The organism is Cupriavidus sp. Met-2, assembly GCF_049843575.1.
In the GTDB taxonomy this organism is placed as follows: Bacteria; Pseudomonadota; Gammaproteobacteria; order Burkholderiales; family Burkholderiaceae; genus Cupriavidus; species Cupriavidus metallidurans.
Map to the genome: position 1 here is coordinate 651,295 of NZ_JBBHZL010000001.1, position 19,138 is coordinate 670,432.

Annotated in this window: 22 protein-coding genes; 3 read left to right on the forward strand and 19 right to left on the reverse strand. The window is 64.9% G+C overall.

What is annotated here, in order from left to right:
* Positions 1-6 precede the first annotated feature (6 nt).
* Genes WD006_RS02990 through WD006_RS03070 form a run of 17 tightly spaced genes read right to left on the reverse strand, consistent with a single transcriptional unit; the run spans position 7 to position 14,807 of the window.
* The gene (locus WD006_RS02990) at positions 7-3,984 is read right to left on the reverse strand and encodes a tape measure protein (protein ID WP_024973209.1); all 3,978 of its coding nucleotides are present in this window, start codon (positions 3,982-3,984) and stop codon (positions 7-9) included.
* A gap of 3 nt (positions 3,985-3,987) precedes the next feature.
* On the reverse strand, positions 3,988-4,632 hold the full coding sequence (locus WD006_RS02995) for a DUF6441 family protein (protein ID WP_024973208.1): 645 nt from the start codon (positions 4,630-4,632) through the stop codon (positions 3,988-3,990).
* The gene (locus WD006_RS03000) at positions 4,607-4,771 is read right to left on the reverse strand and encodes a hypothetical protein (protein ID WP_235202021.1); all 165 of its coding nucleotides are present in this window, start codon (positions 4,769-4,771) and stop codon (positions 4,607-4,609) included. The genes WD006_RS02995 and WD006_RS03000 overlap by 26 nt, the downstream gene beginning before the upstream one ends.
* A gap of 41 nt (positions 4,772-4,812) precedes the next feature.
* The gene (locus tag WD006_RS03005) at positions 4,813-5,226 is read right to left on the reverse strand and encodes a hypothetical protein (RefSeq protein WP_024973206.1); all 414 of its coding nucleotides are present in this window, start codon (positions 5,224-5,226) and stop codon (positions 4,813-4,815) included.
* 11 nt (positions 5,227-5,237) lie between these two features.
* Complete coding sequence (locus WD006_RS03010) at positions 5,238-5,990, reverse strand: hypothetical protein (RefSeq protein WP_024973205.1); 753 nt, start codon at positions 5,988-5,990, stop codon at positions 5,238-5,240.
* Positions 5,987-6,214, reverse strand: coding sequence for a DUF7210 family protein (locus WD006_RS03015; protein ID WP_024973204.1), 228 nt, complete (start codon positions 6,212-6,214; stop codon positions 5,987-5,989). The genes WD006_RS03010 and WD006_RS03015 overlap by 4 nt, the downstream gene beginning before the upstream one ends.
* 5 nt (positions 6,215-6,219) lie before the next feature.
* The gene (locus tag WD006_RS03020) at positions 6,220-6,666 is read right to left on the reverse strand and encodes a hypothetical protein (protein ID WP_024973203.1); all 447 of its coding nucleotides are present in this window, start codon (positions 6,664-6,666) and stop codon (positions 6,220-6,222) included.
* 4 nt (positions 6,667-6,670) lie between these two features.
* Positions 6,671-6,976 (reverse strand): head-tail joining protein, encoded by a 306-nt coding sequence (locus tag WD006_RS03025; RefSeq protein ID WP_235202017.1) that lies wholly within the window; start codon positions 6,974-6,976, stop codon positions 6,671-6,673.
* Positions 6,973-7,986: a major capsid protein gene (locus WD006_RS03030; RefSeq protein ID WP_024973201.1), complete on the reverse strand. Its 1,014-nt coding sequence runs from the start codon at positions 7,984-7,986 to the stop codon at positions 6,973-6,975. Before WD006_RS03030 ends, WD006_RS03025 begins: the two co-directional genes overlap by 4 nt.
* Before the next feature lie 2 nt (positions 7,987-7,988).
* Complete coding sequence (locus tag WD006_RS03035) at positions 7,989-8,366, reverse strand: head decoration protein (RefSeq protein WP_024973200.1); 378 nt, start codon at positions 8,364-8,366, stop codon at positions 7,989-7,991.
* A 1-nt stretch (position 8,367) separates the two neighbouring features.
* Positions 8,368-9,603 (reverse strand): S49 family peptidase, encoded by a 1,236-nt coding sequence (locus tag WD006_RS03040; protein ID WP_024973199.1) that lies wholly within the window; start codon positions 9,601-9,603, stop codon positions 8,368-8,370.
* Between the two features lie 33 nt (positions 9,604-9,636).
* Positions 9,637-11,148 carry a phage portal protein gene (locus tag WD006_RS03045; protein ID WP_024973198.1) on the reverse strand — a complete coding sequence of 504 codons (1,512 nt, stop codon included), beginning with the start codon at positions 11,146-11,148 and terminating at the stop codon, positions 9,637-9,639.
* Positions 11,148-11,369, reverse strand: coding sequence for a phage head-tail joining protein (locus tag WD006_RS03050; protein ID WP_024973197.1), 222 nt, complete (start codon positions 11,367-11,369; stop codon positions 11,148-11,150). Before WD006_RS03050 ends, WD006_RS03045 begins: the two co-directional genes overlap by 1 nt.
* Positions 11,369-11,761: a hypothetical protein gene (locus tag WD006_RS03055; RefSeq protein ID WP_024973196.1), complete on the reverse strand. Its 393-nt coding sequence runs from the start codon at positions 11,759-11,761 to the stop codon at positions 11,369-11,371. Before WD006_RS03055 ends, WD006_RS03050 begins: the two co-directional genes overlap by 1 nt.
* A complete protein-coding gene (locus tag WD006_RS03060) occupies positions 11,761-12,252 on the reverse strand; it encodes a hypothetical protein (RefSeq protein ID WP_024973195.1) in 492 nt (163 codons plus the stop codon). The genes WD006_RS03055 and WD006_RS03060 overlap by 1 nt, the downstream gene beginning before the upstream one ends.
* A 30-nt stretch (positions 12,253-12,282) precedes the next feature.
* Positions 12,283-14,241 carry a phage terminase large subunit family protein gene (locus WD006_RS03065; RefSeq protein ID WP_024973194.1) on the reverse strand — a complete coding sequence of 653 codons (1,959 nt, stop codon included), beginning with the start codon at positions 14,239-14,241 and terminating at the stop codon, positions 12,283-12,285.
* Positions 14,241-14,807: a hypothetical protein gene (locus WD006_RS03070; protein ID WP_024973193.1), complete on the reverse strand. Its 567-nt coding sequence runs from the start codon at positions 14,805-14,807 to the stop codon at positions 14,241-14,243. The genes WD006_RS03065 and WD006_RS03070 overlap by 1 nt, the downstream gene beginning before the upstream one ends.
* Before the next feature lie 106 nt (positions 14,808-14,913).
* Here WD006_RS03070 and WD006_RS03075 point away from each other — a divergent pair, with 106 nt between their 5' ends.
* The 3 genes from WD006_RS03075 to WD006_RS03085 all read left to right on the forward strand — a co-directional run bounded on the left by WD006_RS03075 (position 14,914) and on the right by WD006_RS03085 (position 16,243).
* The gene (locus WD006_RS03075; RefSeq protein ID WP_024973192.1) at positions 14,914-15,120 is read left to right on the forward strand and encodes a DUF6900 domain-containing protein; all 207 of its coding nucleotides are present in this window, start codon (positions 14,914-14,916) and stop codon (positions 15,118-15,120) included.
* A 93-nt stretch (positions 15,121-15,213) separates the two neighbouring features.
* Positions 15,214-15,777: a DUF3489 domain-containing protein gene (locus WD006_RS03080; RefSeq protein WP_024973191.1), complete on the forward strand. Its 564-nt coding sequence runs from the start codon at positions 15,214-15,216 to the stop codon at positions 15,775-15,777.
* A 97-nt stretch (positions 15,778-15,874) separates the two neighbouring features.
* Complete coding sequence (locus tag WD006_RS03085) at positions 15,875-16,243, forward strand: hypothetical protein (protein ID WP_024973190.1); 369 nt, start codon at positions 15,875-15,877, stop codon at positions 16,241-16,243.
* On the opposite strand, the gene WD006_RS03090 is transcribed toward WD006_RS03085, so the two are convergent.
* A complete protein-coding gene (locus WD006_RS03090; protein WP_024973189.1) occupies positions 16,207-17,469 on the reverse strand; it encodes a site-specific DNA-methyltransferase in 1,263 nt (420 codons plus the stop codon). The genes WD006_RS03085 and WD006_RS03090 overlap by 37 nt on opposite strands.
* Complete coding sequence (locus tag WD006_RS03095) at positions 17,466-18,899, reverse strand: site-specific DNA-methyltransferase (RefSeq protein ID WP_024973188.1); 1,434 nt, start codon at positions 18,897-18,899, stop codon at positions 17,466-17,468. Before WD006_RS03095 ends, WD006_RS03090 begins: the two co-directional genes overlap by 4 nt.
* Between the last annotated feature and the right edge of the window lie 239 nt (positions 18,900-19,138).

Genomic DNA, 19,138 nt, shown 5'->3' on the forward strand with positions numbered 1-19,138 from the left:
GGAATCTCAGACAGTGCGGGCGCGGGCGGCGTCTAGCAGTTGCAAGAGGCGCGCTTCATCGCGCGCATCGACGGTGGCGTTGACCTTCTGCTGTCCCGCAGACAGTTCCACGCGCACGGTGCGGGTGGGCGTGCTTTCGGACAACGACGGACGTGGCAGGCTGCGGCTTGCGGGCTGCACCAGACCGCCCGAGGCAAAGCCTTGGATGCCCGCCAGCGCACGCCCGGCCAGTGCCTGCGCCGGAGCGCTCAGGTTGTTGATGGCTTCGAAGAAGCCAGCGCCGTAGCGGGCGACGGCCTGCCGGTTCACGACGAACTCGCCCGGGGTGAGCATCGCAGGGACGGTGTCGGACTTGGCTAAACCCCCACGGGCAAAGAACTGACCGTCTAGAGACTCCATGTAGTCGATCAGGTCGCGTTCGAAGTCCTTGCCGTACATGATGACCGTTGACATGGCGTAGCGCCAACGCTGGCGGATGCCCTCGAGTTGGGCTTTTTCGTTGGCGGTCAGGGTCTTACGGTCGACCAGTTTCTCCAGATCCCGCCGATCGGTACGTGCCATCGGCATCCAGTAGGCAAAGGTCTTGTCCTTGGCGTCCAGGCTTCCGCTGTAGTTGATCTGTCCGAGTGCCTTGATGCCCAGTTCGATCATCTTCTCGGTTTCAACCACCTCGCGATTGCGCTTGGGTGGTTGCGGGCCGACCGCGCCGCCGCGTGCAAAACGAGCGACGGAATTGGAAACTTGCGCCAGGCGCGCCAAATTGCCCGCGCCGTACTTACGCACCGCCGCCTTGCGAAGCACAAAGGCGCCCGCCTCCAGGGTCCGTGGCACAGTGTCGTGGTGACCCGAGCCCGGCACATTCCCGCCAGCCATCCGGGGGAACGCAGGCGCTACCGCACCGCCACCAGAGAAGTTCAGCACCCGGCCGACCATGCCGCCGGTAGCGTTCTGCTCCACCTTTTTGACGTAGATGGTGTGCGTGCTGCTGGTATTGGCACCGTTGAGGCTCATGATTTCTGAACGGGCCGCATCGGCATTGGTGCTGACCTGGTGGCGCGACTCGGTCTGGATGCGATCAAGGGCTTTGATCATTCCGTCCACGTTGGTAATCGCGGCTTGGGCTTTTTCTGTTGCCACCTTGAGCTCGAACTGCGCGTTCTGATCGGCGTAGGTCTTGAGCTTGTCCAGTGCCTCCCGGGCCTTGGATACATCGGCATCGACCGGCAGCGTCTTGCCCTCTTTGAGCAGCTGCTCGTATTCCTTGAGTTTCTTTTCCGCCTCCTGCAGATCGGCCTGGATTTGCAGCAGGTATTCCTTCTCGGCCAGCGCCTTGTCCAGCTCAGCGATGGCCTGGTCGAAGCGCGTGGTGTCGGCATCGAGCGTGAGTTTCAGACCCTCTTGAAGCTGGGATGTGATCTGGTCGATCTGGGTTTGCGTCTGCTCCAGCGTCTGGCGGATCTGGTCTCGGGCCGTCAAGGCCGACTGGGCCGCCGTCTGGTGGGCTTTGGCCTCCGCATCCAGGGTCTGGTTGAGCAGTTCCTCGGACTCCCGGATGCGCTGGATAGCCTGGTTGACGCCATCTTTGCCCTGGGCAATCTGCGCGTCGGCCTCCCGGGTCTTTTGCGCCAACTGGGTACGGAGTTCATCGGCCTGACGCATCAGTGCATTGGCCTTCTCGTACTCCTGGTTGCGAAAGGCCTGGCGCGACTGTGCTTCGAGTTGTGTGACCTGCGATACCGCCTGTTCTGACTGTTTGCGAGCATCCTCGCCGCGCTTGGCCTCGCTGGTCTGGCTGCTGGCCACCTGTGCGGCCAAATCCATCGCTTTCTGCGCGAGCTGCCGCGCTTGCTCGAATTCACCATTGGCCAGCTGCTCACGGGCCTTGGTCTGGTACTCCGCGATCTGGCGTTTCCGGTCCTCCGTGGCCTCGTACTCCGTCATGCCCTGGCGCCGAATGTCGCGCACGCGCTCCTCCGTGGACATGGACAGCTGTCGCTTGGCCTCCTCGATGCGCTGGACTTCCGCCAGATGCCGGTTGGCCTCGGCGTTGAGGGCGTCGATGTGCTGGCGGTACTCAGAGAGCGCCTGGGTCAGCGTCTGGCGCTTGGTGGCCAGGATGTCGTTCTCGACACGCTGCACGTTGGCACGGCGATCTTCCTCGGTCTGGCCTTGCCGGGCGGCGGCGTCCTTGCGCGCCTGCGTTTCCTGATCGATCAGGCCAAGTGTCTCGGTCGTCGCCTGACGGCGCAGCGTGGTTTGCTGGGTGAGCGCCTCGGTGAGCAGTTGGGTGGACTGGGTGATTTGCGCCGCCTCGGACTGCTTGGAGAGCTCGAGGGCAGATTTTTCTTGGTCGTAGCGGGCTTTGACGGCCTGGATCTGTTGCTGAAGGTTGGCCTCCACGATGGAGGTAAGCCCTTTGTAGGCTTCGGCCATTTTGGCGGTGGCGTCGTTGACCTGCCCCTGCGCCTTACCGACCGCCTGTTCGACCTCGCCCAGCCGGGACTTGAGCTTCTCCAACGCAGCATGTACCGCCTCGATGCCACGTCCGACCGCTTCCTGAGTGCCTTGGCGCACGGCTTCGAGCCGCTTGGCGATTTCCTCGACAGCGGTGGCCGCCGTATTCATCGCACCCTTGGCAGCCTCCGTCCCCTTGCCCGCGTCGGCGTACATCTGCGCAAAGATCTGGTTCATCTCGGCGAGGCGCTGCTGGTGGCGCTGGGTGGCCTGGGCAATAGTGTCCGAAGTGAAGATGGCTGCGAAGGCTTCCCAGCGGTACTGAAGTTGCTCCACGCCCTTGACCAGCATTTCCACCATGAAAATGCCCGCCTTGCGCACGATCTCGAATTTCTCGGACAGCCAGGTACCGATTTCCCAACCCACGAGGAAAGCGCCCAGCACGGCAAACGCCGTCTTGAGCAAGCCCACGCTGGCCACAGCCGCCGACACCGACAGGTTGGCGGTTGCCCAGGCCGCCGATGTGGCGCTGGCGGCTGTCACTGCAGCCGCACCTGCCGTCTGCCAGGCCGTGATCAGGGCTGGGATCAGGCGGTAGATGAGCACGGCCAGACCCACCTCGGCGATGCGCTGCAGCCAATGCATCACCAACTCCAGGTTCTGCGATAGCCAGGTCAGCGCCTCGGCAAGCTTCTTCGTGAAGCCTGTCGATTCGTCCAGACGGCTGATCCACTGGCCGAAGGCATTGGACAAGCGCGTGAACGCCTGGCTCACGGTGGCGGGCAATTGGGCGTATTCAGCCGCCAGCTTGTCCTTTTGGCCCATCAACGCATTGACCACCACGTCGGCAGTGAGCCGACCCTCCTCAGCCAGCTTGCGCAGCCGTCCGATCGGCACATTCAGTCCGTCAGCCAAGGCTTGCGCCAGACGGGGGCTGTTCTCAACGACAGAATTGAACTCCTCACCGCGAAGCACTCCGGATGCCAGGGCCTGGCCAAACTGCAGCAGGGACGACTGCGCCTCGGTGGCCGAAGCGCCCGAGATGCGCAGTGCCTGCGAGATGCTCTCGGTAAGGGTGAGCGCGTCCTTTTGCTCACCGCCGAGCATCCGCACCGCCTGCTGTAGCTTTCCGTACAGCGTGGCGGTTTCCTGGATCGGAACGCCAATACGCTGGGCGATGTCGAAAAGCTCCTTCTGGGCAACGGCGTACTCGCGCTGGCCAGCGGTGGCGAGCTTAAGGCGAGCGGACATCATGTTCCAGGCGTCCGCGATCTGGACGATCTCCTGCACCTTGCCGCTGGCCCAGTTGATGGTCAGGAAGGCCAGCAGTTGCGTCTTGGCACGGTTGATCTGTTCGCCAAAAGCGGAGACCCCCGCATTGACCTCGGCCATTCCGGCAGATGCCTTCTGGCCGGCAGTCTTAGCGCTGCCCGAGAGTTCGCCCAGCGACTTCTCCGCCGAATCAACGGCGCGCTTGAGCCCCTCATCAACGCCTTCGAGGGCAACGAGGACAGAGATGCGATTGGCCATTGCTCAATCCACACGTCGTAGCTGTTTTTCGATGGCTGCTGCCAGTCGCGGAACACGTCCAGCGACCAGGCGCTCGACATTCAAGCGTTTTTTGAGCTGCACGCGTGGCACCAGCACTGCAATAGGAATGTCTGCCCCGCGCTTCAATTTCTTGATCCCCTCGGCCTTGCGGTATCGGCGCTTGAAGCCCCCCAACGGCCGGTCGTGTTCCTTGATGTTCTCAGCCATCAGCACGATGTTCCCCTTGGCGTTCTTGATGAAATAGGCGTTGCCGCCGCGCATCAGCTCGGCGATCTGGGCCTTGAAGCGTTTGCGGCCGACACGCCCGTGCAGCGGGATCAGCATCCGGCCGGAAATAGAGCCACCACGCTCGTGGATGCCCGACCACGGGATGCGCGAGCCGACGTAGAGCGCAGGCAGCCGGTTCTTGTCCTTGTCGAGCACCTTGGCAGTGAAGCCCTTGACGAAGGACTTCTTGGCCACCGTCATCTGGCCCGCGACGTGGCTGCGCACGTCCTGCTTGAGTTCGGCGGCCTCACTGGCGATGCCGCGCGCGACTACTTTCTGGACCTTCTCGCGGAACTCGCCGCCCCAGCGGCGCAACTGCGCCTGCGCGGCCTTGCTATCGATGCGAACCGAGATGCGCATGGTTTTGGAGCCTGTCGAGGGTCTGGTCGAGGTGACGCGAGTCGCCGCGTGCGCCGATGGCGATCAGCGAGAGCAGCCGCGCATCGCGTGCGGCGTCCTCCCGCGCGGTGGCGGCGGCGAAGCCACGCACCTGCGCCAAGGTGTAGTCGAGGATGTCCGGCAGCCGGTGGCCGTGGGCAATCAGGTGCTGGACGGTGTCGAACCAGCCGTGGCCGCTGTGGCCGCCACTGCGCTGGTCTGTGCGATCAGACCGCCCATTTCTCCGTTCAGGCGCGGCATCACCGTCCGGGTAAAAAAATCCGCGTTCACCTCGATCACCTTCGCTGCCAGCAGGATGGCCTGGTCGGCGGCCAACTCATCGACCCATGCGCGGGGCTTGCCGACGGCGATGGACACTGCCGTCAGCAGGTCGTCGCCGCGCTCGCCGAACAGTGCCAGCCAGTCGATGCCATCGCCGCCGATCTGCTGCATCACCGGGGTGATAGCGCGCAGGAAGGCGGGCATCTGGCCGACCTTGAGTGGCTTGATCGCCAGCGGCTCGCCATCGATGACCAGCTCCACCGCCTGCGGGATGAGGGTTTCCAGATCACTCATGGCAGTCCCCATCACAGTTGCACGATGCGGCCAAACTGGCCGAGCACCGCGTCGTAGGGCTTGGTGGTGTCGGCCAGGAGCGAGCCTTCCAGCTCGAATTTGTTGTACTCGTCCGAGATGAAGGAGATTTCCTTCAAGGGATCGAAGGCCACGCGGTACAGCTCGACCAGCACCTTGGCGTTGCCCTGCGCGGTGTTGATGCCTTCCAGGCGCAGGTAACGCTCGGGCAGCGCCTGCGTGAAGATGCCGATCTCGGTGGCGACGCCGTAGCTGTAGGCCGCCTTGAACGGTGCGGTAAAGCCGGTGGTATCCAGAAACTGGAGGGCACCGAAGTCGGTGTCGGCGGTGTAGTGCGTGCCTGCGGTCAGCGTCGCGGGCGTGCCTGCCGAATCGGTCACCACCAGTGCCGAGACCTTGGGGTGCGCGAGGAAGTAGCGGTCGCCGACCACCGGAGCCGCGCCGCCAATGGGTTCAGCCGTCACAGTGCCCGTGCTGCCGGTGACGTGGTTGCCGTACAGCGCCAGCGCGAGGTTTTCCTTGGTGAACTCCTCGATGGTGAGGTTCACAGTGGCCGATTTCTGCTTGACCATCCGGTGATCCAGCGAACGCTGACCGGTCTGGCTCTCGTAGTGCTCCAGCACGTCGGTCTTGAGGGAGAGCTTCAGCTCGGCGACGTTGCCGGGCGAGCGCACTTCGACGGGCAGGCCGTCGATGTCGCGCTTGCCGAGGAAGACGCGCCCTTGGAAACTGGCGTAGGTGCTCATTGCTTGGGTTCCTTGCGTTGGGTGGTGATGGGTCGGATGGGCTCAATGGGTGTGCCGTCGCCTTGCGGCTGGGGCTCGGGCTCGGGTACGCGCTGGCGGTCGTGGCGGGCGATGCCGTTGGCGATGAGCCAGTCGGCAGTGCTGCCATCCACATCGAGCCGTTCGCCCGCCTTGTGGGCCTGGCCCGCGTGGGTGTGCGGTTGGGTCAGAACGATGGAAGTCATGGATGTCATCCCTTGGTTGAAAGATCGGTGTCGAGCGTCCGGTAGGTGATCGCGTAGCGCGCGGGAATAGCGGCGGCCACCGCGTCGGCGTCCTCGACGTCCCACTCGCATTCCTGCTCGCGGATGCCAAGGCTCAAGCCGCCCAGATTCCGGTCGGCCAGCAGCGCGGCGTGGGCGGCGGTGATCAGCCGGTCGGCTTCGGTTTCCGGAATGGCGGGAGGTACCGCGCGGGCCAGCGCGACCAGGCGCACCGTGAGCTCGCGCGTGACACGGTCGTTGGCGCGCTCGGTGATCGATTCGGACTCGGGGAACACCACCAGCGCCGGGCATTGCTCCCGGCTGATGGCCACCGTGGGCGAGCGGTGCAAGGTCGCCCCAAGCGACTCCACCGGCGTGCGGACCGCCGCCATCACCGCGAGCAGGATCTGTTCGCGGATCGAGTTGCTGGACACGGCACTACACCCGGGTGAGCTGTGCGCGCATCTCCGAGCCGTCGCCCACGGCCCGGGTGCTACGCACCTGATAGATCACGCCATCGATCTCGACCGCCTCGCGTGGGGACAGCCCCACGAACACCGACGCCGGGTACGACATCTGATAGTCGGTGGTCGAGGCCAGCCCGTCGAATACGGAATCATCCGGTGCCGTGAAGCCGACCGCGTGCGTCTGCGACGGAGATCCACCGGCTGGCTGCCACCGGCAATCACGCAGCAGGCCCGCGTTCAAAGCGGCGGCATAAACCTGCTCGACGAGACCCATCATGCAGCCACCAGCTTCACGAGCACACCAGGGCGATGGCACATCGGCAGCGGGTTGGACTGCGTGTGCAGGTCGGTGCCCCGGTCAAACTTGCGCGGCTCCTGCTTGGCGTACAGCGATAGGCCGAGCGTATTCACCGTCTCGTTGAAGTCGGCTGGTGCAAAGTAGGTGCCGAAGGTGTCGATGGTGCCGGTCGGGAAGGCGTGGGCATCGCCTGCCTCGATGAAACGGCGCACGACAACGGTCTCGCCGATTCTCGCAACAGCTTTACCCCGGTACTCCTCGAAGGTAATGCCGCCATAGGTGAAGCCCTTGCGCACATCGTTGATCAAGATGGCACCGTTTTGCCAATTGGCATAGGCCGTTTTTACCGTCGGGTGGGCAATCAGCGCTGCAAAGAACTCCTGCGAGCACAGCACGTGGATTCCGGTTGAGAACTCACCACCGAGACCTTCTTCGATAGCTGCTGCCGTAGCGATACAGGCGCCTTTGACGTCACCTTTCTCGTTGGAAAACGGAAACTCGACAACGGTCTGATCGATCTCGAAGGCATCAAACAAATCCACCAACTCCGACCCATCGGCGTCGAGGATCACACCCTTGAGCGCCCCCATGCGCAGGTGCTCCAGCGTGATGGCGTGCTTGTTGCGCATGGTCTCCAAGTGACGTGCGACGACGTTGGCGATGGATTCGGTTTCCGTTTCCGAACCGAAGGCACGCAGACCTTGCACTTCTTCCGGCAGCACCACGTCGTCGTGTGGGATGTGCGGTACCACGAAGGAGCGCAGCTTGCGCTTGCCGCGTACGCCAACCGTACCAGGCGAACCCGGTGGCAAGGTGGGCAACAGGTTGAGTACACCGTTCATCTCCTCCACGATGATCTGGCGCTGACGCACTGGCTTGGGCGGCATCAGGTTCAGTTCTTCCAGTCGCCCATAGCGGTTGGGCAGGATGTTGATGGCGGCGGTGAGCGCTGCCATCGAGAACGCAGGATTGCTGAAAGGGTTGTTCATGATCAGGCTCCTTGACGGACGAGCACGCCCAGCGCCTTCAGTTGCGCGATGGCTGCGAGTTTTTCGGCGGTGGTGATGGCGTCGGGCCACGCGAGCGCATGGTGGGCGACGATGGCGTGGCGCGCGACGACGAGACCGTCGTCACGGTCGATCAAGGTGGCGTCGCAGGCCTGTAGCAGCACGCCAGCGGCGACCTGCGTGCCGTCTTCTGCGGACGGATCAAGCTGTTTGAACTTGGCCGTTGCGGTGACGATGCCGACCACCGTGCCCAGCGGCAGGTTCTGGCCCGAAGCGACCGTGACGCGGTCGCGCGAGTAAAGGTTTGGGGCTTCGTACTTGAGCAGGTCGCCCAGGTTCAGAGGTTCGGCGAGAGAGGGCATCTCAGATCTCCTTCTTGGTGGATTGCGCCGCGATCTGCTTGGCGGCGTCGATCAGCGGATTGCTGGCCACAGGGCGCGCGGCGTCGGGGGCGATGCGGCTGGTGATTTCGGGACTGGCTTCGGCCTGCGCCGCAAGCAGTTGGCTGCGCACCTTGGAGGGCGAGGACTGCGCTTCGAGAAAGCCCGCAATCAGGTCGGTTCGCCCGGCCAGCGTGCAGGTCTGGGCGATTTCGACGGCGTCGGCCACGCTCAGCGCGGTGGCGGTGGCGGACGGTTGAGGATGACTGCCAGCAGGATCAGCAAGAGGCCGATCAGAAGCAGCGGGGTCGGTTCGATCATTCATGAAAGACTCCATCTGGTGGTTGCGAAGAAAGCCCGCTTGGCTGGCCGTAGCCACCTGAGTCGGGAGTGGGGAAAGCGATTGCGTGAGTTGTGTAAGCGCGTCGTCAAGGCTGCCGACGGCGTCGGCCAAACCGGTGGCGACGGCGTCCGGGCCGAAGAACAGACCCGCTTCCGTGGCGCGCACGGCGTCCGCATCGAGGCCGCGATGGCGCGCGACCGTCTCGACGAACAGGTCATAGATGCGATCCACCTCGGCCTTGAGGACGGCGTGGGCTTCGTTGGAGATCGGTTCGTGCGGGTTGAGGTCGTTCTTGCGTTCGCCCGCGAACACGGCGGTGTAGCGAACGCCGTCATGAGCGTCCTTCACCGACTGATCGACGTGCATCGCGATGACGCCGATCGAGCCGACGCCGCCGGTGCGCGCGACAAACACGCGGGCGGCGGCGGACGCGAGCGCATAGGCTGCAGAGAACGCCATGTCGTTGGCCACAGCCCAGATGGGCTTCACTTCCGACGCCGCTCGGATACGGTCGGCCAGATCGAACACGCCGCCCGACTCGCCACCGGGCGAATCAATGTCGAGCAGGATCGCGGCGATTTCAGGGCTGGCCAGCGCCGCATCCAGTTGCGCGGCGATGCCGGTGTAGCTGGCGAGGCCCGACTCGGCTTCGATGCCCGAGGTTCGGCGCACCAGCGTGCCGTGGATCGGAATGACGGCGACCTTGCCGCTCGGAGGCCCAAGCGCGCGGGCCGCAGGCGTGTAGCCCACGGGCGCAGCGAGGTCGGCGAGGCCGACGCGTGCACCGAGCACGGAGAGGATGACGTCGAGTTTCGGGCGATGGATCGCCAGCGGCACGCCGAACAGGCGCGCCGCCAGATGGGGTAGCACGGTCATGGGAATCCTTGTGGAAGGCGGTCTGGCGGCCGGTCAGGAAGACGTTTGGCTGCCGGTGGCGTCAGGCACGCTGGCGCTGCGGTTGGGTTCCGCGCTGCCGCCGTCCTTCGACGTGTAGCGAGGGTCGGAATCGAAGATCAGGCCAAGGTCGTCGGCGCGCTGGTTGTCGGCGGCGATCTCCCGGTCGACGTCTTCGGCGTCGTAGCCGTTGGCCGAGATGGCTTCCGAGCGACTCATCAGGCCCGCGCGGATAGCCAGCAACATCGCCTTGAATTCCTTCTCGGGATCGACCCACTGCCAGCCCTGGGGAATCCACTTCACCGCGAGGTACTGGCGGCGACGGGCTGGCCCGCCACGATCGAAGCCCGGGGCATCCAGGGCCCCGGCGAGCACCGCCTGCTTCATCCAGGCCGCCCACACCGGACGGCACATCTGATGCACGAGCACCCCGTGCTGCACCATCTCGCAGCGACGCCGGAACTCCAGCATCCCGGCGCGGATGGACGAGTAGTTCACGCCGGTCAGATCACCGGTCAGCTGCTCGTAGGTGATGCCAATGGCGGCGGCAACCGCGCGGAACTGTGTGCGCAGGAATTCGGAGTACGAACCGCCAACGTCGGCAGGATCGGAGAACTTGATGTCCTCTCCGGGCTCCAGGATCTGCAGCGTGCCCGGCTCCAGTCCGGCAAGCGCAATACCGTCGGCGTCCGATGCGCCTTCGCCCATCAGGTTGTCCTCGGGGTTGGCGCGCGTGACGAAACCCGCGAACATCGCGGCGGTCTTCTTGCGCACCAGCTCAGCATCGTCGTACTGGTCAAGCTCGTTGAGCTTGACCAGGGCCCGCGACAGCCACGGCTCGCCCCGGATCTGGCCTGGGCGCAGTACGCGGAACAGGTGAATGATCTCCTTGGCATCGATGCGCACCGTGTCCATCCCGCCCTGGCCCGACATCGGGGCCAAACGCCCGTCCTCCGGGTGCGAGCGGTACAGATGGTAGGCCACGCGACGCCCCAGGCTGTCGAACTCGATGCCGGAGCGCACGACGTTGCCGGACGGCAGATCGGTGTTCAGGTTGATGGGCAGGTGCTCGGGCTCCAGCAACTGGAGCTGCAGGGGTACCGACAGGCCATCCTCCGGACGGCGTGGCCGCAGTCGGATCAGGCATTCGCCACCTTCGAGCATCGCCCGACACGCCAGGGCCTGCAGGCCATAGAAGTCGGTCTGTCCGGCCGCGTCGGCTTCCTCGACCCAATCGCGCCACAGTGCCTGCACCTCGGCCTTGAACCGTTCGTCGCCAGACAGGCTTTGCGGCTTGATGCCGGTGCCGACCGCATTGGCTACGAAGGCTTCGATACCGGCCTGCGCCCATGCATTGCGCCGAACAAGGTCCCGGCTCTTACCGCGCAGTTCGGCGTTGGTCGCCAGCATCGCGGCGACCGCGCCGGGGTTGCCGGGCATCCACGCCAGCGAGCGGCGGCCACGCCCCGCCGCCTCGTGGACGGGAGGCTGACCAAAAAGGCTACGGAGTTTGGAGTACCAGGCCATCAGAACCCCTTCGACGTCGTGACACGGATCTGGCGCGGTGCACCGGGCAGCAACCCGGTTTCAGCCGCCTGCTGCAGCAGTCCGCGCCTGACCTCGCGGATAGCGGCCATCAGTTCGTCAACCGAGCGGTACTCGACCGTCTTGTCGGCAAAGGTCACACGCCGTTCGCCCTTGGCGAGCGCGGATTCCAGGGCCTGGAGCTGGGTTTCTGTGTAGGCCATCAGCGGTACACCACGAGATTGATTTCGGAGGAGTCGTCGAACGACGTTGCTGTCGTCGCGCAAGAGATGTCGACGTACTGGGCCGTTTTCAGGTCGGAGCTGGCGCGAATGACAGCCACACGCTGCTGGCCGCTGTTGGTGCTGCTCCGCGCGAGCGCCGTCCAGCAGTAGTTCGCATCCGGCATCGCCGCTGCGAAATGCACGCGGTACCGGCCCGCCGCCGTGCGCACGACGCTGGCAACGTTGCGCGCGCTGCCGATCACGATCTGACCGCCCACGTAGCCAAAACTCACCCACACCCGAGCAAGTCCAGGGTGCGTGGCGTCGATCTTGGCCTTGACCTCGAAGCCGATGCGCGCAGCCAGGGCGGCGATGCTGGACGCGAGGCTCATCAGGCCAGCGCCCCGTCGAAGATCACGACGAAATCCGTGTCGGTGTTGCCAACATCGACGGCCGCAACCGCGCCAATGTTGGTGCGCGCCTGAAGTTGCTCGGCGACCGTCAGGGTCTGCGCCGCGTCGAAGCGCACACGCAGATTGACGGCGGCCAGGAGCGCGTCCAGACCCGTGCTGCCGTTCTGCAGGAGCTGCTGGATCTCGACCAAAGTGTCGTAAGCGGCGTCCGCGCCACCGAGGATGTCGGCCTTGAGCGCGTCGAGTAGCGACACGATCTTGTTCGACGAGTAGGTGGTGGAGGTGGCGATCTGGTTGTCGTCGATGGCGGTGGCGGAAAGCACCGCCGCCTTCAGCTCGTTGATCGCCGCGACCAGACTTGACTTGTCGGTGGTGGACAGGCTGGCGAGATTGCCTGCGGTCGCCCGGACGTCGTTGAACTCTTGGGCGACCCGGATGACCAGGCTCTCGATACGGGTGGCAAGACTCATGTGTTCTCCTTGGTTTGAAGGCGACGGCCATCAGCGAAGCCAACGGCTTCGGATGACGCGTCGACCGGTATTGCGGGTTCCAGAAGCAGCGAGGCCACCGCTGGGGGTGGCCTCGTTCAATTCGATGTCGTGGATGGGCGGTGGCTCATCCGGTGGGGGTGCTACCCCCAGTTGCCGCTCCAGTTCGCGCCAGTGGCGTTCCTCGAAGCGATCCAGTCCCGCGCTGGATGCGGCCGCGCGGGCGTAGACATAGCAGTCCAGGGCCTCGTTGCGCTCTCGCATCTTTTGCCACTCGCGCACCGGGAAGCCGTTGCGGTCGCGGCGGGTGATCAATTGCTCCGCGCAGAGCTGCTGGATGAACTCGGCGTCGATCTTCGGCAGATGGACGAACCCGGCAGGAAACTCCGGGGTCAAGCCGTCCTCGCCGACGTCCGCGCCCTTGCGCAGGTTGTTGTAGAACTCCAGCTTGGCGATGCCGCCCGCCACCGTGAACACCTTGATGCCCCGGCGCAGCTTCTTGCCGCCCTGCGAGACATCGATGGCCGTGGGCGTGCCGATCAGGGCCGCGCCGCGCGGCACGCCCTTGACCGCCATCACGCGCGCATCGTGGCAGGCACGCACGAAGGCGTAGGCTTCCTGCGTGGCAAAACCGGTGTCCAGCGCGAAGCGCGCCAGCGGCATTGCCGCGCCCGATGCGTGCGTCCACTGCTCGGCCAGCATCGCGGCCAGGGCTTTCCACACCGCGTCGCGGGCGGTGTCACCCATCAGCACGCGATGCTCGACCAGCCACGATTCCTTGCCGCGCCCGAAGGCCCAGACCGAGGCCTCGATGCGATCCTTCTGCACGTCCGCGCCGCCAACCAGCAGCAGACCGCCTTGCGGCACGCTGCCGATGCGGTACTCCTCGCGGCGCTCGACCAGACGTTGCCAGTCGGGCGCTTCGCCTTCCTCGACCCAGGTTTCGCCCAGCTCGGTGTTCTTGAAGGTCTTGATCGCGGCGGCCGATCCCGACTCCTTGTTGACGGCGGCTTCCCACGCGGCAGCGATGTCACGCCAGGAGCGCCAGCCCACCGGGCTGTACAGCGACGACAGGTGAAAGCCTGCCGTCTTGCCCTGTGCCATCGAACGCCATTCGCCACGCTCCAGCATCCACGTCTTGTGGTGCTCGGAAATCGCGGTGTCGCAGGACTCGCAGATGTATGCGGCGGTTTCCGGTTGCCCCTTATCCCAGCGCAGTTGCTCGAAGCGCAACCACTGCGGGTGGTTGCAGTGTGGGCACGGCACGAAGTAGCGGCGTTGGTCGCTGGCCTCGTATTCGCGTTCGATGGCCGAGGCCCCCGAGATCGTCGGCGTCGACACGATAAAGATCTTGCGCCGGGCAAAGGTGCGCGTGCGCGCCTCGGCCAGCGAGATCGCATCGCCTTCACCCTCGACGTCCAGCGGATACCCGTCAACCTCGTCAAGGAACAGGTAGCGCACCGGCATCGAGCGCAAGCCTACCGCGCTGTTCGCGCCGGTCATCACCAGCACGCCACCCCGGAACTCCTTGGCCAGAATCGTGTTGCCCGAATCCCGGCTGCGCGCGGGTGCGATCAGTTCCGCCAGCGCCGCAGACTCCTCGATCAGCGGGTCGATCCGCTGCTTGGAGTTGCGCTTGGCCATCTCCACCGTCGGCCAGACCGCCATCATCGGTCCCGGCGCGTGGTGAATGACGTAGCCGATCCAGTTCGACCCCATCTCGGTCGCACCGAGCTGCGCTGCCTTCATGAACACCACACGCTCGACCGACGAGGTCGGCGACAGGCAATCCATGATCGCCTTCAGGTAGGGCGTGCGGCTGGTGCGCCAGCGCCCCGGCTCGGCAGACGCCTTGCTGGAGAGCATCCTGTGGCGATCTGACCATTCCGATACCGTGAGCAGCGGGTCGGGAGTGAGCCCATCGCGCCACGCCCGTTCGATTTCCTGCGCGCCTTCGTAGTCCATCGTCATCAATCAACGCGCGGACGCAACTCGCCCAACTCAATCAAGTGCTCGCGCACGGCAGATTCGAGCGCCACGTGCATCTGGTGCGCGTCGATGCCGAGCGTGGACGCCATCTGGCCGGAGACGCGCGCAGGCCAGTTCAACCACGCATCACGCTCGATGCGCGCGAGCTTGAAAACGTGTGCCACGGCCTGCGCCCGATCCACCAGTTCCTTCTTGCGGTGCGCCAGCTCCAGGTTGTTGAGCTTGGCTTTGAGCACCTCGTTGACCGTGCGCGCTTGCAAGAGCGAGGTGCCACTGGCCGACATCGGCGCTGTGCTGGCGTCGACGGCATCGCGCTGCGTTGCTGCTTCGTCCGTCGCGGCCACGCGCCGCGCTTTCGCAGTGCTGACCTTCTCTGGCGCAGCGGCGCTGCGCGGCTGCAATGTGTTTTGTGCCCACTGGGCGTCCGCCGTGTCCGGATCAATCGTGCCGTCAGGCAGCGGTGTGATCCGCCCGGTGTCGATGGCCTTTTTCACGGCCACGTGCGACACGCCACGGTGGCGCGCGTAGGCGCGAATCGAGAGTCCCATCGTCACCTTCACTCATTTGTTCGTCATGTCGGCAGATTGAGCTTGGCTTCCATCGGGAACAGCGCGTTCATCACGTCACGCCAACCAACCCCGAAAGGAAAACGCCATGAGCCAGATCGACACCATCCTCACCCTCATCGCCCAGAAGCATCTCGGCATCGAAACCCTGCAAACCCGCAACGCCGACAGCCTCGACTTCCACGACACGGCGGTTTGGTGCCTCAAGGACGCGTTGGAAGCGGCCTTCAAGGCGGGCGTCGAATTTGGCGTATCGAGCCCGAAGGCCTCGGACGCAGAAATCGCCAAGGACTGATTGGAAACCGACGAAGCCAAGCAGAAAGCGCTTGGCTTCAGTCCCAGACAGCGCGTTCATCACATCGTCATCCACCCCCCGAAGGAGCAGCCCATGACCACCACCAACCTGACCCCGGCCCAACACGCCATCCTGGCAAAAGCCATCAACACCAGCGCAGGCAAGATCGACTGGTTCCCCGACAACATCAAAGGCGGCGCGCGCAAGAAGGTGCTCGACGGGTTGTTCAACCGTGCCCTGATCACCACCGACGGCACTGACTGGTTCGTCGCCGCCGAGGGCTACGACGCCCTGGGTATGCCGCGCCCCGGCGTAAACAGGAACAGCATCGGTCCGTTCGAAGCCCATCTCGACCAGATCATCGCCAACGCTGAAGGCGCGCAAGCCGCCGCGAGTGATCCCGAACTGGAAGCCGCCGTAACCGCCGCCGAAGCAACGTGGGCCAAGCCGCGCACCCGCGACAACAGCAAGCAAGCCGAAGTGATCCGGATGCTGCAACGCCCCGAAGGCGCAACCATCGGCCAGATCTGCACCGCCACCGGTTGGCAGGCACACACGGTGCGCGGCACCTTTGCCGGGGCCTTCAAGAAGAAGCTGGGCCTGACCATCGTGTCGGACAAGCCGCAGGGCGGCGAGCGGGTCTACCGCATCGCCTGATCAGAATGATCGAAAAAGAGGCCAAGCGGCGCTTGGCTTCTCAATCGAACAGCGCGTTACTACGGGTGTCGCAACGATCAACCCGAAGGAGCCAGAAATGAACACCACCACGCAGATCCCCGCCACCCAGAACGAAGCCTGGGGCTTTTGGGGCACGATGAACGAACACGCCAGCGCCGCATGGCCCCTGGCGATGACCGCCATCTCGGACGCCACCAGCCAGCCCCTCGAATCGGTTCAGGTCTTCCTCGACAGCCGCCACGGACGCCATTTTGCAGACGACGTCCAGAACGGGCTCTATCAGGGCCAGCCCCTGGCGGGCGCGATCAACGCCGCCACCCAACGCTGGATGGGCTGGACGATTGGCCGCCAGACCAGCAAGCAATACGGCATCCCGCGCGGCCTGCCTTACCTGACGGGCTTTGTGATTCACTGCGAGATCGTCGACGAGTCGCTCGCCGCCTGATCAAGCAACGCGCCATCCGCCTCGCGGGTAGCCTGCTTCCCGGTGAAATCTTCCCACCGACGCACGATCACATCAACGTACTTCGGATCGAGTTCGATCAGCCGCGCGATGCGGCCTGACTTTTCCGCCGCGATCAGCGTCGTGCCAGAGCCACCGAAGGGATCGAGCACCACGTTGCCGGGGCGGCTCGAATTGCGGATCGCGCGCTCGACCAGCTCGACCGGTTTCATCGTCGGGTGCAGGTCGTTCTTCTGCGGCTTCTTGATGTTCCAGACGTCGCCCTGGTCGCGGTCACCACACCAGTGGCGTGTCGCCCCCTCGGGCCATCCATAGAGGATCGGCTCGTACTGGCGCTGGTAGTCGGCACGACCCAGCGTGAAGGTGTTCTTGGCCCAGATGATGAAAGTCGACCATTTGCCACCGGCGGCGCGGAAGGCAGCCTGCAGCACATCCAGCTCGCTGGAGGACATCGCCACGTAAATGCCGCCCCGGCAATGCGCCACTGTGGGCGTCAGCGCTGCCAGCAGGAAGTCGTAGAAGCCATCCCCCAGGTTGTCGTTCAGGATCGCGCGATCCTTACCGCGCATCTTGTCCTTGGCGCTGTTGGCGTAGTTCACGTTGTACGGCGGGTCGGTGAAGACCATATCCGCCAACGCGCCTTGCATCAGGCGGTCGTAGCTCTCGGCCACGGTTGAGTCGCCGCAAAGCAGCCGGTGCTGGCCCATGATCCAGACATCGCCCGGACGCGAGATGGGCGTCTCGCTGACTTCGGGCACCGCATCCTCAGCGGTCTGCCCCTCGTTGTCCGGCTCGTCACCCGCGATCAGTTCGGCCAGTGCGTCGGCGTCGAACCCGGTGATGTCCAGATCGAAACCATCGAGCTGCAAGGCTTCGAGTTCGATCCGCAGCATCGTGTCGTCCCAGCCCGCGTTCTCGGCGATGCGGTTGTCTGCAATGACTAGGGCCCGGCGCTGCGTCGGGCTCAGATGATCCAGTACGACGACCGGCACCCGCTCCAGACCCAGCTTCTGGGCGGCGGCGAGCCGTCCGTGGCCAGCGACGATGATGCCGTCACTGCCCGCCAGGATCGGATTGGTGAATCCAAACTCCGCGATGCTGGCAGCGATCTGCGCCACCTGCTCCTCGGAATGGGTGCGCGCGTTGCGGGCGTAGGGCAGCAACTTGCCGGTGGGCCACTGTTCGATCTTGTCGGCCAGCCAGTTCATGCCATCACCTCGGCATCCAGGGTGGTGGCGCGCTCAGCAGCCACCTGCCCGAAGGACTGGCCGGTGGCGATCAAGGTGACCGGCACGCCGGGGTGGTTCTGCTGGAAGCGTTTGATGGCGACGTCCACGTACTCCGGAGCGATTTCAACGCTTCGGCAGATGCGGCCTGTGCGCTCGGCGGCCAGCATCGTCGTGCCGCTGCCGCCGAAGGGCTCGAACACGACATCGCCCGCATCCGTGTAGGCCTCGATCACGAACTCCGGCAGCGCCACCGGGAACACGGCTGGGTGGTCGATGTCCTGGCCGATCTTGCCCTTGTGGCGCATCACGCGGATCACCGAGTCGGGGATGCGGGTGTCTTGCGTGGGCAGCCCCTTGTGCGTCCAGCCGCCCACCTCGCCATCCTTGCCGCGCATCGCGGTGGACGACCCGTCGGCGCGCAGGTGGGATTCCTGGCCGGCGTGCTTGCAGGGGACGATCTTGTTCGGCTTGCGGCTCTCCCGGTTGAAGTGGAAGACGAACTCGAAGCTCGGCGCGAAGCGGCCTGCCCAATCGCCGGGCATCCCCGGCCCCTGATCCCAGACGTACCATGCAAAGCGCCGCCAGCCCTGCTGGCGCATCCAGGATAGCCAAGCGTCCCAGTACGGGATCACTTCGTTATCGCGGTGGATCAGACCCAGGTTGACCAGCACCTGACCGTCGCCTGCCATCGGCAGGTGCGCGAACACGCCGCGCATCAGGCCGTCCCAATCGGAGATGCCACCTGAGGTGTAGTCGCGCTGGTTGCCGTAGGGTGGCGAGGTGAAGCACAGGCGAGAGACTTCACCCTGCATCAGCGAAGCGACCACGTCCCGGTCGGTGGCGTCGCCACAGATCAGGCGGTGCGCGCCGATGGCCCAGACATCGCCGGGGCGAGACACCGCCACGACGGGTGCTTCCGGCACGTCGTCTGCGGCATCCGGTTCCTCGGTGTCCGGCTCTGCGTCGGCATCGGCATCGGCATCGGCGTCGGCGTCGGTCACGTCACCGGTGAGCAGTGCCTCGATCTCGGCATCCTCGCAACCGGTCAGAGCGAGGTCGTATCCGGCCTCGGACAGATCGGCCAGTTCCAGGGCCAGCATCTCCTCGTCCCAGCCCGCATCCAGTGCCAGCCGGTTGTCGGCGATCACCAGTGCCCGCTTCTGCGCGACGGTCAGATGGGCCAGTTCAATCACCGGCACCTGATCCAGCCCGAGCTTGCGCGCAGCGGCCAGACGCCCGTGCCCGGCGATGATGCCGTTGTCGCCATCGACCAGGATCGGGTTCGTCCAGCCGTACTCGACGATGCTGGCCGCGATCTTGGCGATCTGGCTCTCGGCGTGCGTGCGCGGATTGCGGGCGTAGGGAATCAGCGCCTCGACCTTGCGGTACTCGACGTTGAGCGTGTTCAAAGTGGAAGTCCCAAAAGCAAAACCCGCCGAGCGTTGCCGCCGGGCGGGTTGGGTGAATAAAGATTCTGGTGGCGTGGTAACTGCGCCTGGGGGTGGTAACCGGGGCCGGTAACCTGGCCGACTGGTAACCTTGCCCGCGCCCTGACGCTAAAAAAGCGTCGCGCTCGCGCCCCCCGCATTGCGATTTGGGAAGGAAGGACCCCTTTTGCCTGGGCCTATTGCCAAGCGCTCGGCCTCAA

Excerpts from the sequence above, each read along its gene's own strand:
- WD006_RS02990 (WP_024973209.1), bottom strand. The coding sequence starts at position 3,984 with ATGGCCAATCGCATCTCTGTCCTCGTTGCCCTCGAAGGCGTTGATGAG.
- WD006_RS02995 (WP_024973208.1), bottom strand. The coding sequence starts at position 4,632 with ATGCGCATCTCGGTTCGCATCGATAGCAAGGCCGCGCAGGCGCAGTTG.
- WD006_RS03005 (WP_024973206.1), bottom strand. The coding sequence starts at position 5,226 with ATGAGTGATCTGGAAACCCTCATCCCGCAGGCGGTGGAGCTGGTCATC.
- WD006_RS03010 (WP_024973205.1), bottom strand. The coding sequence starts at position 5,990 with ATGAGCACCTACGCCAGTTTCCAAGGGCGCGTCTTCCTCGGCAAGCGC.
- WD006_RS03015 (WP_024973204.1), bottom strand. The coding sequence starts at position 6,214 with ATGACTTCCATCGTTCTGACCCAACCGCACACCCACGCGGGCCAGGCC.
- WD006_RS03025 (WP_235202017.1), bottom strand. The coding sequence starts at position 6,976 with ATGATGGGTCTCGTCGAGCAGGTTTATGCCGCCGCTTTGAACGCGGGC.
- WD006_RS03030 (WP_024973201.1), bottom strand. The coding sequence starts at position 7,986 with ATGAACAACCCTTTCAGCAATCCTGCGTTCTCGATGGCAGCGCTCACC.
- WD006_RS03035 (WP_024973200.1), bottom strand. The coding sequence starts at position 8,366 with ATGCCCTCTCTCGCCGAACCTCTGAACCTGGGCGACCTGCTCAAGTAC.
- WD006_RS03040 (WP_024973199.1), bottom strand. The coding sequence starts at position 9,603 with ATGACCGTGCTACCCCATCTGGCGGCGCGCCTGTTCGGCGTGCCGCTG.
- WD006_RS03045 (WP_024973198.1), bottom strand. The coding sequence starts at position 11,148 with ATGGCCTGGTACTCCAAACTCCGTAGCCTTTTTGGTCAGCCTCCCGTC.
- WD006_RS03050 (WP_024973197.1), bottom strand. The coding sequence starts at position 11,369 with ATGGCCTACACAGAAACCCAGCTCCAGGCCCTGGAATCCGCGCTCGCC.
- WD006_RS03055 (WP_024973196.1), bottom strand. The coding sequence starts at position 11,761 with ATGAGCCTCGCGTCCAGCATCGCCGCCCTGGCTGCGCGCATCGGCTTC.
- WD006_RS03060 (WP_024973195.1), bottom strand. The coding sequence starts at position 12,252 with ATGAGTCTTGCCACCCGTATCGAGAGCCTGGTCATCCGGGTCGCCCAA.
- WD006_RS03065 (WP_024973194.1), bottom strand. The coding sequence starts at position 14,241 with ATGACGATGGACTACGAAGGCGCGCAGGAAATCGAACGGGCGTGGCGC.
- WD006_RS03070 (WP_024973193.1), bottom strand. The coding sequence starts at position 14,807 with ATGGGACTCTCGATTCGCGCCTACGCGCGCCACCGTGGCGTGTCGCAC.
- WD006_RS03075 (WP_024973192.1), top strand. The coding sequence starts at position 14,914 with ATGAGCCAGATCGACACCATCCTCACCCTCATCGCCCAGAAGCATCTC.
- WD006_RS03080 (WP_024973191.1), top strand. The coding sequence starts at position 15,214 with ATGACCACCACCAACCTGACCCCGGCCCAACACGCCATCCTGGCAAAA.
- WD006_RS03085 (WP_024973190.1), top strand. The coding sequence starts at position 15,875 with ATGAACACCACCACGCAGATCCCCGCCACCCAGAACGAAGCCTGGGGC.
- WD006_RS03090 (WP_024973189.1), bottom strand. The coding sequence starts at position 17,469 with ATGAACTGGCTGGCCGACAAGATCGAACAGTGGCCCACCGGCAAGTTG.